Annotated in this window: 9 protein-coding genes; 2 read left to right on the top strand and 7 right to left on the bottom strand. The window is 73.7% G+C overall.

The genetic code is table 11. The features are described from left to right. Positions 1-228: 228 nt before the first annotated feature. Both ACZ607_RS10770 and ACZ607_RS10765 read right to left on the bottom strand, forming a co-directional pair. The gene (locus ACZ607_RS10770) at positions 229-1,653 is read right to left on the bottom strand and encodes a gamma-aminobutyraldehyde dehydrogenase (protein ID WP_469733901.1); all 1,425 of its coding nucleotides are present in this window, start codon (positions 1,651-1,653) and stop codon (positions 229-231) included. A 104-nt stretch (positions 1,654-1,757) separates the two neighbouring features. Continuing rightward, positions 1,758-3,293 carry a purine-cytosine permease family protein gene (locus ACZ607_RS10765; RefSeq protein WP_469733899.1) on the bottom strand — a complete coding sequence of 512 codons (1,536 nt, stop codon included), beginning with the start codon at positions 3,291-3,293 and terminating at the stop codon, positions 1,758-1,760. Positions 3,294-3,417: 124 nt separating this feature from the next. On the opposite strand from ACZ607_RS10765, the gene ACZ607_RS10760 reads away from it, so the two are divergent. Together ACZ607_RS10760 and ACZ607_RS10755 are read left to right on the top strand one after the other, a co-directional pair. Continuing rightward, a complete protein-coding gene (locus ACZ607_RS10760) occupies positions 3,418-4,869 on the top strand; it encodes a PucR family transcriptional regulator (protein WP_469733897.1) in 1,452 nt (483 codons plus the stop codon). Positions 4,870-4,990: 121 nt separating this feature from the next. Further along, positions 4,991-5,482 carry an ATP-binding protein gene (locus ACZ607_RS10755; protein ID WP_469733895.1) on the top strand — a complete coding sequence of 164 codons (492 nt, stop codon included), beginning with the start codon at positions 4,991-4,993 and terminating at the stop codon, positions 5,480-5,482. 54 nt (positions 5,483-5,536) lie between these two features. Here the strand turns inward: ACZ607_RS10755 and ACZ607_RS10750 are convergent, their stop codons facing one another. The 5 genes from ACZ607_RS10750 to ACZ607_RS10730 form a co-directional block, all read right to left on the bottom strand. Beyond that, on the bottom strand, positions 5,537-6,529 hold the full coding sequence (locus tag ACZ607_RS10750) for a sugar kinase (RefSeq protein WP_469733893.1): 993 nt from the start codon (positions 6,527-6,529) through the stop codon (positions 5,537-5,539). Then, positions 6,526-7,191, bottom strand: coding sequence for a bifunctional 4-hydroxy-2-oxoglutarate aldolase/2-dehydro-3-deoxy-phosphogluconate aldolase (locus tag ACZ607_RS10745; protein WP_469734910.1), 666 nt, complete (start codon positions 7,189-7,191; stop codon positions 6,526-6,528). The genes ACZ607_RS10750 and ACZ607_RS10745 overlap by 4 nt, the downstream gene beginning before the upstream one ends. 127 nt (positions 7,192-7,318) lie before the next feature. Further along, positions 7,319-7,879, bottom strand: a complete 561-nt coding sequence (locus ACZ607_RS10740; protein ID WP_469734909.1) for a transglycosylase SLT domain-containing protein — start codon at positions 7,877-7,879, stop codon at positions 7,319-7,321. Positions 7,880-8,055: 176 nt separating this feature from the next. Further along, positions 8,056-10,377: an MMPL family transporter gene (locus ACZ607_RS10735; RefSeq protein ID WP_469733891.1), complete on the bottom strand. Its 2,322-nt coding sequence runs from the start codon at positions 10,375-10,377 to the stop codon at positions 8,056-8,058. Next, complete coding sequence (locus ACZ607_RS10730; RefSeq protein ID WP_469733889.1) at positions 10,374-18,059, bottom strand: beta-ketoacyl synthase N-terminal-like domain-containing protein; 7,686 nt, start codon at positions 18,057-18,059, stop codon at positions 10,374-10,376. Before ACZ607_RS10730 ends, ACZ607_RS10735 begins: the two co-directional genes overlap by 4 nt. Between the last annotated feature and the right edge of the window lie 13 nt (positions 18,060-18,072).

Genomic DNA, 18,072 nt, shown 5'->3' with positions numbered 1-18,072 from the left:
CCGTGACCCGCTCGGCCTCCGGACGGCCGAGCGGACCGAATACGCCCTGTCCCCTTCGACCAACCGGGCTTCTCTGCCGCACACATAACAGTCGGGAGCCGTCATGGTCCGGATCGTAGGTCCATATCGCCGCCGGGGTACGGGAGATGGCGGGTGCGGCGGCGTCGGGTCCGGGTGGCGGGTCCGTCACCCGGCCGGGGTGTACCGGGCCGGGTGACGGTGCCGGGCTCAGAGCGACGTCATGACGTGCTTGATCCGGGTGTAGTCCTCGAAGCCGTACGCGGAGAGGTCCTTGCCGTAGCCGGACTTCTTGAACCCGCCGTGCGGCATCTCGGCGACGAGTGCCATGTGGGTGTTGATCCACACGCAGCCGAAGTCGAGCTTCTTGGACATCCGCATCGCCCGCGCGTGGTCCTTGGTCCACACCGAGGAGGCCAGGGCGTACTCGACGCCGTTGGCGTACTCCACGGCCTGGGCCTCGTCGGTGAACGACTGGACGGTGATGACGGGCCCGAAGACCTCGTTCTGGATGATCTCGTCGTCCTGGCGGAGTCCGGAGACGACGGTCGGGGCGTAGAAGTAGCCCTTGTCACCCACCCGGTGGCCTCCCGCCTCCACCGTGGCGTGCGCGGGGAGGCGCTCGATGAAGCCGCTGACCTGCTTCAGCTGGCCGGCGTTGTTGAGCGGGCCGTAGAGGACGTCCTCGTCGTCCGGGAGGCCGGTCCTCGTGTCCGCCGCCGCCTCGGCGAGCGCGGAGACGAACGCGTCGTGGATCGACTCGTGGACCAGGACGCGGGTCGCGGCCGTGCAGTCCTGCCCGGCGTTGAAGTAGCCGCCGACCACCAGGTCCTCGACCGCCTTCGTGAGGTCGGCGTCCTCGAAGACCACCGCGGGGGCCTTGCCGCCGAGCTCCAGGTGGACCCGCTTGACGTCCTTGGCCGCGGACTCGGCGACCTGCATGCCGGCCCGTACCGAACCGGTGATGGAGGCCATCGCCGGGACCGGGTGCTCGACCATCGCGCGGCCGGTCTCCCGGTCGCCGCAGACGACGTTGAAGACGCCCTTGGGCACGATCTCCCCGATGATCTCGGCGAGGAGCACCGTGGACGCCGGTGTGGTGTCCGAGGGCTTGAGGACGACGGCGTTGCCCGCCGCGAGCGCGGGCGCGAACTTCCACACCGCCATCAGCAGGGGGTAGTTCCACGGCGCGACCTGGGCGCACACACCGACCGGCTCCCGGCGGATGATGGAGGTCAGCCCTTCCATGTACTCGCCGGCCGAGCGCCCTTCGAGCATCCGCGCCGCGCCCGCGAAGAAGCGCACCTGGTCGATGGCGGGGGCGAGTTCGTCGCTGCGGAGGAGGTGGAGCGGCTTGCCGGTGTCACGGCTCTCGGCGGCGACGAGCTCGTCCGCCCGTGCCTCCATCGCGTCGGCGACCTTGAGCAGCGCACGCTGGCGCTCGGACGGTGTGGTGTCGCGCCAGCCCGGGAAGGCGGCGGCGGCCGCCGCCATCGCCGCGTCGACGTCGGCCGGGCCGGAGAGCGGCGAGGTCGCGTAGACCTCTCCCGTGGTGGGGTCCACCACGTCGAGCGTACGGCCGTCCGAGGCGTCGGTGAACGCACCGTCGATGTAGTTGCGGAAGGTGGTGCTCATGGAACGTCTCTCCTGGTCAGGCGATCGGTGCAGCGGTGGTACGGCGATGGTGCGGCGGGAACGGGTGCTCGTGGACGGCGGTCCGGTGAACGGCCGGCGAGGTGTCAGTGGGCGACCGCGGGCTCCGCGACGGTCTCCCCGTCGCCACCCGTGATCGGGGGCACCGGGGCGTCCGAGGCCCGGACGAAGCGGGGGCCGTCGGGGCCGTACACGGCACGCGGCTCGGGGAAGAGGGTGAGCAGGGCGAGGTGGAGAACGGTCGCGAGGACGAGGCCCACCGGCAGGGAGATGTCCGCGCCCTTGGCGAGGCCGCCGAGCGGGCCCACGAACTGGCCGGGGAGGTTGGTGAAGAGCAGCGCCACGACGGCCGAGACGGACCAGGTGGACATGCCCCGCCAGTTCCAGCCGTGGGTGAACCAGTAACGGCCACCGCGCTGCCGGCGGTTGAAGACCTGGAGGGCCTCCGCGTCGTACCAGCCGCGCCGGGTGACGTAGCCGAGCGCCATCACGATCATCCAGGGCGCGGTGCAGGTGATGATCAGCGTCGCGAAGGTGGAGATGGACTGCGCGAGGTTGAGCGCGAAGCGGCCGACGAAGATGAACGCGATGGACAGGACGCCGATGAAGAAGGTGGCCTGGACGCGGCTGAAGCGTGTGAAGACGCTGGAGAAGTCGAGGCCCGTGCCGTAGAGGGCGGTCGTGCCGGTGGAGAGGCCGCCGATCAGCGCGATCAGGCAGAGGGGCAGGAAGTACCAGCCGGGCGAGATCGCGAGCAGTCCGCCCACGTAGTTGGGAGCGGCGGGATCGACGTACTTCGCGGCCTTCGACGCGATGATCGACGCGGTGGCCAGGCCGAAGAGGAACGGCAGCAGGGTGGCGATCTGGGCGAGGAAGGCGGCGCCCATGACGCGGCGGCGCGGTGCTCCGGCCGGGATGTAGCGGGACCAGTCGCCGAGGAACGCGCCGAAGGAGACCGGGTTGGAGAGCACGATCAGCGCGGCGCCGATGAACGACGGCCAGAACAGCGGGTCGGCGGTCGAGGCGAAGGTTCCCGCGTAGCCGGGGTCGAAGTCGCCGGCGAAGGCGAACGCGCCGAGGACGAAGAGGGACGACGCCGCCAGCACCGCGATCTTGTTGACCAGCAGCATGAAGCGGAACCCGTAGACGCAGACGACGAGGACGAGCCCGGCGAAGAGCGCGTACGCCAGCCCGTACGTGAGGTCGGACTCGGGGGCGTCGACCAGGCGGTGCGCGCCGCCGACGAGCGCGTCCCCCGAGGACCACACCGAGATCGAGAAGAACGCGATGGCGGTGAGCAGGGAGAGGAACGAGCCGACGACCCGGCCGTGCACACCGAGGTGCGCGGAGGAGGAGACGGCGTTGTTCGTGCCGTTGGCCGGTCCGAACAGGGCCATCGGGGCGAGCAGCAGCGCACCGGCGACGAGCCCGAGGAGGGTCGCCGCGAGGCCCTGCAGGAAGGACAGGCCGAAGAGGATCGGGAAGGCCCCCAGCACACAGGTGGCGAAGGTGTTGGCGCCGCCGAAGGCGAGCCGGAACAGGTCGAGCGGGCGGGCCGTGCGGTCCTGGTCCGGGATCCGCTCGACACCATAGGTCTCGATTTCGGTGATCGAGGTCGTCACGGACGCTCCACCTTCCGATCTTGCGCAGGGGCGTGCTGGGGTCCGTCCCCGGCGTCCCAGCAGTCTGTGGCCCCCGGATGATCAGCGACAACTGTGTCCGCCACAAAGATGTACGCTCCCGACTGTGGCCGGCAACAAACTCACCGTCGAGGATCTGCTCACCTTCCCGGCGCTCCAGCTCTCGGTGAAGGCCGGCGGCGGAGGCCTGGGCCGGTCCGTGTCCTGGGCGCACGCCAGCGAGCTCGCCGATCCGACGCCCTGGCTGCTGGGTGCCGAGGTGATCATGACGGCGGGTCTGGCGGTCCCCCGGGACGCGGCCGGACAGCGCGCCTATCTGGAGCGGCTGGACGACGCGGGCGTGTCCGCCCTCGCGCTCTCGGCGCAGCTGCACATGCCGCCCCTGCACGACGCGTTCTTCGAGGCGGCCGAGGAGCGGGGCTTCCCGGTCCTCGAGGTGCCGCTCGCCGTCCCGTTCATCGCCGTCGCCCAGGAGGTCGCGGCCTCGGTCCAGGAGGACGCGCGGTACCGGCTGGGCGCACAGCTCCAGGTCTTCGGCTCCTTGCGCTGGCTGGTGGCCGAGGATCTCGACACCCCCGCGCTGCTGCGGCGTCTCGAAGCGCTGTCGGGCTACGACGTCCGCCTCTGCACACCGCAGGGCCGCCCGCTGCTGCCGGGCGTCCCCACCCCCGACCCGGGTGTGCTGCCCGCGTCCGTCGACGCCCCGCCGACGGTGCCCGGCGGTTTCGTCCTGCCGGTGCCCGCGCCCGGCGGCCCGGCGGGCTTCCTCGTGGCGTACGAGCGTCAGGGCGCCCAGCCGGCCGGGCTCGCCGTCGTCCAGCACATCGCCACGGTGGCGGCGCTGCGGCTGGCGATGGTGCGCAACGAGCGTGAGGTGCTGCGCCGCGAGGGCGCGGAGACCCTGGCCGAGCTGCTGCAGGAGGTGCTCGATCCGGAGGCCGCCCGCCGCCGGCTCGCCCGGCACGCGATCGAGGGCGACGCCGTGCTGCTGGTGGTCCGCCGGACCACGGACGAGGCGCTGCTGCACTGCCTGGAGGGCCGCCCGCACCTGCTGCTGACCTGGGGCGAGGACCGCTATGTCCTGGGGGCGCCCGACCTGGCGGAGGCGGTCGGCGAGCTGCCGGCCGTGGCGGCGGGGATGAGCCGCCCCTTCGCGCCGGGGGTCGCGCTGAAGGTCGCCGAGCGCGAGGCGCTCTGGGCGGTGTCGAAGGCCGTGGAGTCGGGCCGCCCGGTCGTCCGGTACGGCGACGACGCGACGGGCCGGTGGCTGCCCGACGACCCCGCGGTGCTGACGGCGCTGGTGGAGCATGTGCTCGGCGACGTCCTGCGGTACGACGAGGCCCACGACTCGCACCTGCTGGTCTCCGCCCGTACATGGATGGAGCGCGACCGCCGTACGGAGACGGCCGCGGCGGCGCTCCACATCCACCCGAACACCCTGGCCTACCGGCTGCGCCGCTTCGGTGCCCTCGCGCACCGCGATCTGACGTCGACGGGCGCCCTGGCCGAGGTCTGGCTGGCGATCCAGGCGGCCGGGGCGCTGGGCCTCACCGACTGACCGGCTGCCCGGCGGCGGAACCGAACGGTTTTCGCCGCCCTCCCCGGCCTGAAACGTGTGACGGGGGGTAGGCGGGCGGTGAATGAGCTGCGTGGTGCAGCCGACCGACGGGGGTTGTGGCATGGAACAGCTGGTGAAGAGGTGCGGGACCGAACGGAACGGGCCGGAGGGCGGCGGGGCCGTCGTGGCCGGTAGTGCCGCGTACGACATGGGCTCGGAGGAGATCTCCCTGGCCCGTGGGTTCGTACGCGACTTCCTGTCCGACGCGCGGTCGCTGCGCGGTGTGGACGTTCCGGCGCGCGCCCAGGAGGTCGCGCAGCTGGTGGTGAGCGAGCTGGCCACGAACGTCTGCAAGTACGCGCCGGGCCCGTGTCTGCTGGACCTCGAGGTGAACGGCAGCATGCTGGACATCACGATGTGGGACTCGGGCTCGGTGCTCCCCAGTGCCCTGCACGGTGACCCCGCACGCGCGGGGCAGCACGGCCTGGAGATCGTTCTCGCGGTCTGCCAGAGCTTCGAGGTGCGCCGCGAGCCGGTGGGCAAGCGGGTGCGCGTACAGATCTCGCTGCTCGACGGCCCGGACGGCGATCCGGCGGGCCAGTCACCCTGGTGACCTCCGCCGTCCGTGCCGCGACCGGGCACGGACGCCGTCCCGGGCCGTCCCGGGTCAGCGGATCGCGCTGCCCGGTGCCACGTCGAGCAGGCCCAGTTCGTCGCGGCGCGGCAGACCCTCCCAGTCCCCGTCGGAGGCGACGGCGAACGCGCCGAGGGTGTTCGCGCGGGCAAGGCGCCCGGCCGGCGGGAGCCCGTCGAGGAGACCCGAGAGATACCCGGCGCAGAAGGCGTCGCCCGCCCCGACCGTGTCCCGTACGGGTACCCGCAGGGCGGGCAGGGAGTGCCGGGTGCCCTGCCGGTCGCTGACCGCGGCGCCCTCTCCCCCGCGCTTGACGACCACCTCCCGCACACCGGCGTCCAGCAGCGCGGCGACGGCTCGCTCCTCTCCGTCGGGGGTCCCGGCGGGCACGTCGGTGACGACCGGGAGCTCGTCGTCCGAGGCGATCAGGACCGTGATGTGCGGCAGCAGGGGCCGGAGCGCCCGGCCCGCCTCCTCCGCCGTCCACAGCCGCTGCCGGTGGTTGACGTCCAGGGTGACGGTCCGTCCCCGCGCCTGGGCGTGGGCGGCGGCCGTACGCACCGCCTCCAGCGGGCCCGGGCCGAGGGCGCAGGTGATGCCGGTCAGGTGGAGGACCCGGGCGTCGTCGCCGAGGGCGGGCGCGAGGTCGGCGGGGGTGAGCAGCGAGGCCGCGGAGTGGCCGCGCCAGTAGTGGACCCGGGCGAGGTCCGCGACGCGCCGCTCGCGGAGCATCGCACCGGTGGGGGCCGTGGCGTGGGTTCCGGCACGGGTGATGTCGACGCCCTCCCCGCGCAGCGTGCGCAGGACGAGCCGGCCGGGTTCGTCGTCGCCGACGAGGCCGGCCCAGACGGCGTGGTGCCCCAGGCGGGCCAGGCCGATGGCGACGTTCGACTCCGCTCCGGCGACGGTGGTACAGGCCTGGGCGCCGACCGCCAGGGTGCCGGGCAGCTGGGCGGCGAGCATGGTCTCGCCGAACGTCAGTACGTCGGCGGGTGCGGCGGCCACGGGACCGGGGGCGGTGCTCATGCGTCCTCCCGTTCGTCCCGGGCGCAGAGCGCGACGAAGCGGCGGGCGCGTGCGCACAGGGCGGTCAGGTCGCCGCCCTGCGCGGCGTCGCCGACCAGCGGGGAGCCGACGCCGACCGCGACCGCGCCATGGGCGAGGTACTGCTCCGCCCCGTCGAGGTCCACGCCTCCGACGGGCACGAACGGCATGTCGGGGAAGGGGTCGCGCAGGGCCTTGAGGTAGGCGGGGCCACCGAGGGAGGCGGGGAACAGCTTGACGGCGTCGGCGCCCGCGCGGCGCGCGGCGACGGCCTCGGTGGGGGTGAGGGCGCCCGCCAGGACCGGCAGTCCGGCCCGGACCGAGGCGGCCAGGGACTCGGTGAGCGCGGGAGTGACGATCCAGCCGGCCCCGGCGTCCTGGGCGCGGGCGACGTCGTCCTCGGTGAGCACGGTGCCGGCTCCGACGACGGTTCCGGGCCCCACCTCGGCGGCGGCGCGGCGGATGACTCCGAGGGCGTCGGTGGTGTTGAGGGAGACCTCGACGAGGGCCACACCCTCTTCCGCGAGCGTGAGCACGGTGCGCAGGGCGGCGTCGGGATCCGGTCCGCGGACGATGGCGGCCAGGCGGGTGCGGTGCAGCAGTCCTGCGAAGAAGTCGCTGTTCAACGGGGGCACGGGGCGTATGTCGTTCACCCTCACGAGCGTAGTGGGGGGTGGGGTCCGGCCCTCGCGGGGGCGTCGCCGGGCACGGAAACGGCCCGGCCACGCCCCCCGGGAGGGGCGTGGCCGGGCCGTGGGCGGACGGTGCCGGTCAGTAGGCGGAGTCGACGTTGTCGATGGAGCCGTACTTGTCGGCCGCGTAGTTGGCCGCCGCGGTGATGTTGGCGACCGGGTCGGTCAGGTCCTTCTTGGTGCCCGCGACGTGGTAGGCGTCGAAGGTCGGCTGGATCACCTGGAGCAGACCCTTGGAGGGCGTGCCGTTCTGGGCGTTGACGTCCCAGCCGTTGGCGGCATCGGGGTCTCCGCCCGACTCGCGCATGATGTTGCGGTGCAGGCCCTCGTAGGTGCCCGGTATCCCCTTGTCCTTCATGATCTTGAGGGACTTGTGGATCCAGGTGTCCAGCTTGTCCGAGGCGGCGGGTGCCTTCGCGGCCTTCTCGGCCAGGGTGTCCGCCTGAGCGGCCACTGCTGCCGCCGGGCCCGCTGCCGACGCGGTCGCGCTGTGCGAGGCCGGTTCCGAGGCGTGTGCGGGGGACGGGGCGAGGGTCAGGGCCGCTGCTGCGGCTCCGGCCGCGCACAGACCGGAGACCGAGAACCTGCGGATCCGGGCGGTACGGGCGGCGGGGGCCAGGGACTGGACGGACGTACGGATAGAACACTCTCCTCGTGCTGCTGTCAGGGACGGCGCGGTGCCGGCGGACGGCTTCCCGCGACTCGAACCATGGTTAGCGGCACCTCGGGACGGCGGCAACGACCCCTGCTACTAGGCCCTTACGTAACGCCCGGCCGGCGGGCCGGTCGGCGCGCCCGAGCGGGCGAAGCCCCCTACTACCGCGCGTCGTATGTGATCTGCGGCCTATGGTCCGACTCACAGGCCGGGGCCGGAAACGGCCCGGCCACCGCCCCCGCGTCCGCCCCGGTCTCCGAGACGCCGAACCGGGCGTGCACGTACCGCAGGGGCTTCGGGCACCACCAGTTCGCGCGGCCGGCCAACTTCATGATCGCGGGGACCAGGAGCATCCTCACCAGCGTGGCGTCGAGCACCACCGCGAGTGTGAGCCCCACTCCCAGGAGCTTCAGCGGGGTGAGGCCGCTGGTGGCCATCGCCGCCATGGTGACGGCGAGCACGAGGGCCGCCGCGGTGAACAGCCGGCCGGTGCGTGCGAGTCCGAAGGCCACGGCGGTGGTGGTGTCCCCCGTGCGGCGGTGCTCCTCCATGATCCGGGAGAGCAGGAACATCTCGTAGTCCATCGAGACCCCGAAGGCGATGCAGAACATCAGCACGGGCAGCAGCGTGTCCGTGGTGCCGGTGACCTGGAAGTCGCCCACCAGCATGCGCAGATGCCCCTCCTGGAAGACGTGGACGATCGCCCCGAACGTGGCGGTGAGGCTGAGCAGGTTGAGCACGAGGGCCTTGACGGGGATGAGGACGCTTCCGGTGAACAGGAACAGCAGGGTGAGAACGACCAGCACGATGATCGCGGCGGCCGGTACGAGCCGTGCGCCGACGGCGGCCGTGGTGTCCACGAGTGCGGCCGCGTCCCCGCCCACGAGTGCGGGGACGGGGGCCGGTACCGACCTCAGCCCGTCGACGAGTTCGCCGCCCTCGGCGGAGAAGGGCTCGGCGTCGGTGACGACCGAGAGCCGGCTGCCGTACGGGCCGGAGAAGCGGGCGGACGCCGGGACGGGCGGGGCCTTCAGGGTCCCTCCGGTGTAGGAGCCCGTCGCGGTGTCCACCCTGACCACATGAGGGGCCAGGGAGACCTGGCGGGCGTAGTCGGAGAGGCTCGTCGACGCGGGGCCCGTGAGGCCGGGCAGCACGATGCTCGCCATGGCCGTGGCGCGGGACTCGAACTCCTCACGCACCACGTCGGTGGCCCGGTGCACGGGTGAGGACGCGGGCAGCGCCCGGTCGTCCGGCAGGCCGAACTCGACGCGCTGGAACGGAGCGGCCAGACAGAGCAGGGCGGGCGCGACCAGGAGAACGGTGAGGAGGGGCCGGCGCATGACCGTACGGGCGGTGCGGTGGAAGACGCCTCCCGGCGGCCCGGCGCCGTCCGGGCCCTCCCCGGCCTGCGGTGAAGCGCCGCGCCGGCCACGGACCCGGTCACCGGCCACCAGCAGGCACACCGGGAGGACGAGTACGGCGGTCAGCCCGGCCAGGGCCGCCACGCTCATGCCCGCGTAGGCCAGTGAGCGCAGGAAGTACAGGGGGAAGACCAGCAGGGCCGCCATCGACAGGGCGACGGTCAGGGCGGAGAAGAACACGGTCCGGCCCGCCGTGCGCACGCTCACCAGGACCGCAGCCCGGACGTCACGGCCCGCGGCCAGTTCCTCTCTGTGGCGGGTGATGATGAACAGGCCGTAGTCGATGGCGAGTCCGAAGCCCAGCGCCGTGGTCAGGTTGACCGCGAACACCGACACCTCGGTGAACGCGGTGAGGGCGTGCAGCAGTGCCAGCGTGCCCACCACCGCGATGCCCCCGACGGACAGCGCGAGCAGGGCGCTCAGCACATTGCCGAAGACCCGGACGAGGATGATCAGGACGAGCGGGGCCGCGATCAGCTCCGCCCGTACGAGGTCCTGCCTGCTCTGCTCCTCCAGGTCGCGTTTGGCCGCCGCGCGCCCGGCCGCGGTCACCGTGAGCGGCCCGGTGCCGGTGGCCACCTCACGGCGGATGTCCTGCGCCGCCCCCGCGGCCTCGCGCTCGCCGCCGAGCAGCCGCAGACCGATGAGTGCGGTGTGCCGGTCGCGGGACAACAGGGCCGGGTCGCCCTGCGGCCAGTACGAGTCGAGGTGCTGCACACGGGTGTCGGCACGCAGTCTGTCCGTCAGCCGGAGACCGGCGGCCGCCGCTCGCGGCTCGTCGAGGGGGCCGGGCGCGGCGACGAGCAGGACGAGGTCGGGTGTGCCGGACCCGAAGTGTGCGCGCAGCGCCTCGTCGGCCCGCGCGGACTCCGCGTCGGCCGGAGTCCATCCGCCACCGGAGAGCTTGCCGAACACGCCCGTGCCCAGGGCCCCGAGAGCGATCGTCACCAGCACGGTCAGCGCGAGGAACACGTACCGCCGTCTCCACGGCTGACGTACCGGACGCTCGGGGCGCGCCGTACGCGCCCGGGGCACGGGGTGGTCCTCCGGCGTCCCGGTCATCGCTCACCGGCCGAGCGGACGGTGACCCCGTCGCCGTTACGGACGACCTGGACGGGGTGGAGCTCTCCCGAGGCGGTGCGGGCGGACCGCAGGTCCTCGGCGACCTCCACCGTGTACGGATGCACACCGGCCAGCCGGCCGACGTGGTCCTTGACGGCGATCACCTCCAGGTGGTCCCTCGCCCTGGAGCCGGGCGGCAGCCCCACGACGTGCGCGACCGTGCCCCTGAGCCAGTCCACCGCGTCGATCTCGTCGCCGAGGAGCTCCGTCGCCCCGTCGGCGTACCTGCAGAGTCCCACCCCGGGCGCGGCACCACGGCGGAGCAGGAAGTCCCGGCGCTCGGCGAGTGTGGCCCGGGTGAGCGGGCCGACGGGCAACAGGACGTTCTGCAGACGGAGTTCGACGGCGACCCGCCCCTGCACGCAGAGCTGGACGTCGATCGCGATCAGGGGGCCGGGGGCCGTCCGGTCGGTGACGAGCCCGCCGAAGCGCGCCTCGATCTCGACCTCGCCGGTGTCCGGTACCGCTTCGAACAGCTCCAGCCGGACCACCCGGAGGGGGTAGCCGACCATGCCTTCGTCGATCTGCGGGGACCATCGCCGCAGGCCGGCCGACGGGATCACCTGGGCGAGCGCGTCCATGACTCCCTGGTGCAGACATCCCCGGGGCACCGAACCGCGGGCGGTGTCGGCCACCGCGGAGGCGCCCGTCGCCCCGATGGCCAGGGAGGTCAGGTACTGGAAGGCGGGGCCGTGGAACAGTTCGGCCGAGGCGTACGGATCCGGCTGCACCACGGCGTCCGGCAGCGGCGCGAACCGCGCGGGGCGGTCGTCCGGCCGGTCGCCCACCAGCACGGTGCCGCCCGCCACCTCCTCGAACCGGGACAGCGCGGGCGTCGCCGCCTCACGCCACATCAGCAGCGTGACCTCCAGAACCGCTCCGGCCGCCGTGACCTCCGTCCGCAGACGTACCGGCCCGGCGAGCGGGATCCAGCGCCGCAGCTGGACGTCGCGCACGGCCACCACCTGACGGCCGGTGTGGTCGGCGGCGGCTCGGGCGAGCCGGTCGACGACGGACATCATGGGCAGCGCGGGCACGGTCCACGTCGGACGGTGGTCGCCCGTCCAGCGGTCGACCGCCGGGTCGAGCGTCGTCTCCGTCACGCCGGACGGGCCGTCCCCGGACACGACCCGGACGCCGAGTCCGCGGGCGTGGTAGAGGCAGATGTCGTCGCCCCAGAGCCTGGCGTCGGCCAGTGCGTAGGGGCCCCGCTCGTCCCCGCCGACCTCCGTGATCTCCAGGTCGATCCTGATGAGGCGGTTGGCGGGGGTGATCTGCCCGCGGTACTTCCAGACCACCTCCCGGCCGGACATGAGCGGCTCGAAGCGGGGGCGGGGCACCCCGTCGGTGAGCCCCCGCTCGATCAGGAAGAACCGGAGCAGCTGGCACATGGCCTCGATGCCGAGCGAGCCCGGCTGGACCGGGTCCTGGAAGAAGTGGGCCTTGAAGAACCACTCCCCCGCGTCGACGTCCTTCTCCGACCGCAGCCGCCCGAGTCCGGCACTGCCGCCCTCGGGCCAGTACCCGGTGATCCTGTCGATCATCAGCAGCATCGGGCCCGGCAGCGCGGCCGGGCCGGCGAAGAAGCGGGCGGGGCGCGTGGTGAGATCGACGGTACGCGCGCACGGCGCGTCCAGCGCGGCCCGGTCGGCCTCCCGGACGGGCAGCCCCGGCTGGTGCGCGAAGGCGGACGGTGGGAAGAACCCGAACACCGTGGAGAGGGTGAAGACCTCGTCGCCGTCGGCCAGGCACCGGATCGAGAACGACACGATGATCATCTCGCCGGTCCGCGAGATCGAGGTCAACTCCGCCTCGGTACGCACGGTGCGGGTCGCCGGTGTGACCTCGCCGGTGACCGTTCCCTTCCCGTCGAGGTTGCGGAAGAGCAGGTCGATGTCGGCGGTCAGCGGACAGCCCGTGTAGGCGGCCAGCCACCCGCACGGCTGCAGGGCGACCTCCATGAGCACGGCGAACGGCATGACCGGGGCACCGTTCTGCTCGAAGTACCAGACCTCGTCGGGTACGTCGTACTCGGCGGCCACCCGGGTGCCCTCGCGCATGCCGAGCGGCGGGCCGTCCACGGAGGCGACACGGGTCATGAAGTGGTACGGCGGCCCGGGGAGCCGCGCGATCCTGCGCGTGCCGTCGAACATCCGCGCCGCCTCACCGAACGCGGCGCTCGGCCTGCCCCACGCGCACGCCAGCAAGGACGGGTAGTCGGCCACGGGCCCGTCGGACCGCGCGGACACCTCGGCCCCGCGGTGACCGACGAGCCCCCCGAGGGACGCGAGCGGCACCGGGACACCGCTGGTCTGCTCCCGGTGCGCACCGAGCTGCTGCCAGTGCGAGAGGGGCCAGTCCGGCACCAGCCGGAGCGCGACGTCCTCGCCGTGGAAGGCCCTGACCCCGTCGACGGTGCCCAGGATGTCGGCGTACAGCGTCGGTTCGGGGCCGGCCGAGACACCGCGTACGAACACCTCGTACACGATGCGCCGGCTGGCGGGGGTGGCCTGCCCCCGGCACCGGGCGGTGCAGGCCCGCCCGGTGACCGGCTCGAAGCGCCATCCGTCCCGGTCGGCGGTGAAGCCCAGGGCGGCCAGGTGGAAGGCCATCGCCTGGAGACCGGCCTGGAGCATCAGGGTGCCCGGCATGCAGGGGTCGTTCTCGAAGTGCCCCTCGAAGAACCAGTCGTCCGGTGCCACGGGTGTCTCCGCGCGGAGGTAGCCGCGGCCCCACGGCCCTCCGGCCGGTTCGAACGCGGTGACCTCGCGCAGGAGCAGCAGCCGGCCGTCGTCGGGCCGGGGTGAGCGCACGTGCGACCGGGTGATGTCCCAGCCCGGGCCGAAGCAGTCCGCCGGCCGGCCCGCCGCGAAGGCCCGCACCTGTTCGGCGGTGAAGGACGACGGTGCGCCGTTCACCGCCGGGGGGTCGTACGGGAGGTCCTGGGCCGGTGGCCGGCCCGCCGGGTCCCGGCGGACGCCGTCGGTGCCGTCGAGCTCGGCCTTCGTGAAGAAACCGGCCTGGCCGTCGCGGACGCTCAGCCGGAGTTCGTCGCCGACGTAGCAGTCGTAGTGGAAGAAGAACAGACGGACGCCGTCGTGCTCGGCGTGCCGGTCGATGTGGATCTCGTACCGCAGGGTCTCCCCCGCCAGGGGCGGGCTGCCGTGGTACGTCAGTTCGCAGCCGAGCAGTCGGTAGGCCCGGGTGCCCCGGTTGAGCAGGTCGACCCCGAGCCAGCTGATCAGCAGCAGGTCCGCCTGTCCCGCCTCGATCATGAGGCCGGCCGGCATACGGCCGGTGGAGTCGAGGTACCAGCTGTCGAGGCGGACGTCGGTCTCGGTGCGGATGGTGCCGGTGGCGTGGTCCGGGCCGAGCTGGGCGAGGGCGGCGGGGACGGCGTCGATGCCGGTGACCCGGTCGGTGAGCAGCATGGGCGGCCCGGGCATCCTGGTCTGCAGGGCGTACGCGTCCTGCGCGGCGAAAGCGGGCCCGAACAGGGTGGAGACCGGCTGCGAGGCGAGGTGTTCGAGCTGCGCCCGGTCGAACACGGTGACCGGCAGGGGGTCCGGCTGCCCGGCGGGAACGGGGGCGGGTGTGACGCCCGGGAAACCTGCGGGTGCGGTCGCCGGCGGCGCGCTTCCCGTCGCTCCCTTGACGAGGGCGGTGGCGAGCCGGGCCCTGGTCCGCAGGAACCTCTGATGCATCGCCAGGTGCCGGGCAAGGACGTCCTGGTGCAGCGCGACCACGCGGCCGGTCTGCTGGGCGACGAGCGTACGCAGGTCCGTCGCCTGCGGTTCCACGGCGGTGGGGGCGGGCACTGCGGGCGCGGGGGCGGGCACGGGCGCGGGGGCGAGCACGCGTGCTGCGGCGGGCACCGACACGGGCACGGTTACGGGTGCGGCGGGCTCGACCGGCCGGTGCGCGGGGACCGGGGACAGCCGGGGCGCCCTCGGCATGATCACCGCGGGCTCTTCCAGGGACGGCAAGGTGATCTCCCAGTGGGCGGGAACGGTGAGGGCGGGCCCGTCGTCGGCCGGTGCGGGCACGGCGGTCCGCAGCTGCTCGAAGAGGGCCTCCGTGCGGACGGGCACACCGGCGGCGACGAGTTCCGCCACGGCCAGGCAGAGCGGGCGCAGCCCTCCGTCCTGGGCGTCGAGCGCGACGGCCACATGGTCGCGGTCGCCCAGGATCCGCTTGATCCATCCGGTGCACAGGCCGCGCGGCCCGTGCTCGACGAACACCCGGACGCCGTCGGCCCACGCCCGTTCGACCGTGCCCACGAAGTCGATCGTCCCCATGCCCTGCGCGGTGACGGCGTCGGCCGCGCGCTCGGCCGTGGGGACGTACGCGTGGGTGGTCGCCCCGCTGTAGAACCGCACCCCGGGCACAGCGTGGGTGGGGCGGTGGTGGAGCTTCCACCACCGGTCGCGGACCTCGGACAGCTCGGGGGCGTGGGCGGCCAGGTCGTAGTCGACCGGGATCGCGTGGGCGGCGCCGAGCCTCCGCACGACGGCCTCGCACGCCCGTGCTTCACCGCCGACCACGCACACGCCGGGGGCGTTGACGGCCATCAGGTGGACGGCGCGTTCCTCCGCCAGTTCCGTGCGGACCCGGTCCAGGGGTGCGGTGACCACATAGCTCGACCACCGGTCGCCGTCCACACCGAGCCGTTCCCAGACACGGCGCACCGCCCGTAGCTCGCCGGTGAGTTCACGGGTGAACAGACCGCTCTCCCAGGTGTCCCGGTGCAGGGCGTCCACGTCACCCCAGGCCCCCAGGGCGACCAGGGCGGCGGACTCCCCGGACGAGTAGCCGAGGGCGGCGTCCGGCCGCAGCCCCAGCACGCCCCGGGTCAGTTCCGCGTGGATCGCGGCCAGCCGGGCGGCTCCCCAGATCCGGTCGAGTACGGTCGGCGCGCCATCGGATCCGGGCCGCCCCACGGCGCTCCCGTACGTGGCCGCGACCGTGTCGCCGAGCGACGGCAGGGCCAGCTGCACCTCGCGGCCCATGCCGGGGTAGGCGGCCGACCCGTTCGTGAACACGAAGGCGGTCGCGCCCTCCACCGGTGCGGCGCGGTACACCGCGCCGGGCGGTCCGACTCCGTCGCCGAGGAGCCAGCCGCGTACGGCCTCCCGGTGCGCCCGGGGGTCTCCGTCGCACACGAAGGCCAGCCGGGCGGGCCCTTCGCGGGACTCGGTGCCCGACTCCAGTGCGGCCAGGACCTCGTGGCGGTCACGCCCGGAGTACACGTGCAGCCGCGGCGCGGGGCCGGGAGCCCAGGATCCGGCGTCGGCGGCCCGCAGCCGCATCCGCAGCGGGGGCGCCTCCAGCGGTGTCACCACCACGTCCGCGGTACGCAGTGCGGGGGCGGGCTCGGCGGGGCCTCCGGTCCTCGGCAGGGCGCGGTGCCGCAGGGCGGTCACCGCGGTGGCGACCGCCAGCAGACCGTGGGCGGCGTGGGCGCGGCCGAACAGCGCGGCCGGGTCGAACCCGGCGTCCGGGCCGTCACCGATGACCACGTCCGGCTGCTCTCCGGTGGCCGCGTCGTCGAGGAGCGCCAGTACCGGGTCGCCGTCCCGGCGGGCGTCGTCGAGACGTTTGAGGACGACCGCCACGGCGGCGTCGCCGGTGACGGTCCGTCGTCCCAGCTCGTCCAGGGCGGCCCGGTGGACCGGTTCGCAGGAGAGGTCGACGGCGCCGACGAGCGCCGCGTCCGCCTCCCCGGACCGCAGCGCGCGTGCCGCGAGGCGCAGTGCCACCGTGCCGGAGGCCTCCTCGGCCGACACGGTGTATCCCGGACCGGCCAGGTCGAGCTGGGTGTTGATCCGGTTGGCCACGAGGTTCGGCAGGGTTCCGACCACTCTCTCCGCGCCCATGGGGGCGCAGAAGGCGTCCCGGAACCGCGCGGCCGGTTCCGGTCCGGTGGGCTTCCCGGCGTCCTCCAGCCAGCAGGGGGCCCGCCAGCGCGCGGAGGCACGGCTGTTCTCCGTGTCCACGCCGGTGCCGACCAGGACCATGGTCCGGTCCCGCGGCAGGGGGGTGTTCCGTGCCGCCTCCCGTGCGGCTTCGAGCATCAGGATCTGCTGGGGCAGGGCCTGTCCGACCGCGAGGGGCGGGAAGCAGAGGCCCGGCAGGGCCACCTCGATCTCCGCCGCCGGGCCGCTCGTGCGGCCTTCGAGCACCGCGCGGTGGAAGTCGTGGGTGCCCGCACCCGCGCCGGCCCGGACGGCCGTCGCCACGATCGCCAGGGGCCCCTCGGCCGGGCGCGGGGTGCGGGGCCGGGGCGCTGCCGGGGCTCCGCGCGTACGTCCCGTGCCGTCCCAGGCGTCCACGATCAGGTGGGCGTTGGTGCCGCCGAACCCGAAGGCGCTGACGGCGGCCCGGCGCAGGCCGGACCACTCCTCGGACTCGCCCAGAACCCGCAGCGGTGTGCCGCGCAGCTCGGACAGCGGTTCCTCGGCGGCCAGCGTGGCGGGACGGACGCCCGCCCGCATCGCGCCGAGCACCTTGAGCAGCCCGCCCGCACCGGCCGAGGCCAGCAGGTGCCCCACGTTGGACTTCACCGAACCGATGGGCACATCGGAGCTCTCCGCGAAGACCCGCGCCATGCTGCGGACCTCCTCCGCGTCCCCGACGGGTGTGCCCGTCGCGTGGCACTCCACGAGCGAGACGGACTGCGGTGCGACGCCGGCCATGGCGTACGCCAGACGCATCGCCCGTTCCTGCCCCTCCCGCGCGGGGCTGAGCAGTCCCCTGCCGCGTCCGTCGTTGGACAGCCCGACCCCCCTGATGACCCCCAGGACCGGCGAACCCTGCGCGAGGGCGTCCCGCAGGCGCATCAGCGCGACGAACCCGGCGCCCTCACCGGGGAGGAGGCCGTCGGCGTCCCGGTGGAAGGGGCGGCTGCGGCTGGTGCGGCTCACCGCGGACAGGCCGCAGAACCCCACGTGCAGGAAGAGGCTGTCGGCCCGGTTGACGGCACCGGCGACCATGAGGTCCGCGGTCCCGTCGTGGAGGCGGTCGCAGGCCAGTTTGACGGCGTACAGGGACGAGGCGCAGGCGGCGTCGAGTGCGAAGGCCCCAGCGCCCAACCCCAGGGCCCTGGCTGCGAAGTGGGCGGGAAGCCCCGAGGAGAAGCGGTTGCGGGCGTCGGGCCTGGTCCGTACGGCCGCGGGCAGCAGGGAGGGCGCCCCCTCGGACAGCCATACGTGCTCGGCGAAGGCCGACCCCGCGCTCGTCGGGTAGGAGAGGTTGCCCAGAACCAGTCCGGTGCGCGGCGACGGCCCGTCGTGTCCCGCTTCCCGCAGTGCCTGCCGGCTGCCGTGGAGCACCCAGTGGAAGAGCGGGTCCAGGCCGAGGATCTCCTCGGGGTCCACGAGGAAGCCGGTCGGGTCGAACACCTGGGTGAAGTCCCGTACGTAGCCGCCGACATCGGTCCACGTACGGTCCAGGTGGTCGTCGACGGTGCCCATGGCCCATCGGTGCGGCAGCCGCCACCGGCCGTCCGGGACCGGCGACAGGCTGCACCGTCGCGCGGCGATGTTGTCCCAGAAGGCGTCGGGGTCGGGGGCGTCGGGGAAGACGCACCCCCGGCCGACGACGGCGATCGGGTCGAATGCCATACCGGTCTCATTT

The sequence above is a fragment of the Streptomyces sp. NPDC104381 genome (assembly GCF_055583745.1).
The sequence above is the reverse complement of the archived record's forward strand: the minus strand, read 5'-3'. Positions and strand labels throughout refer to the sequence as shown.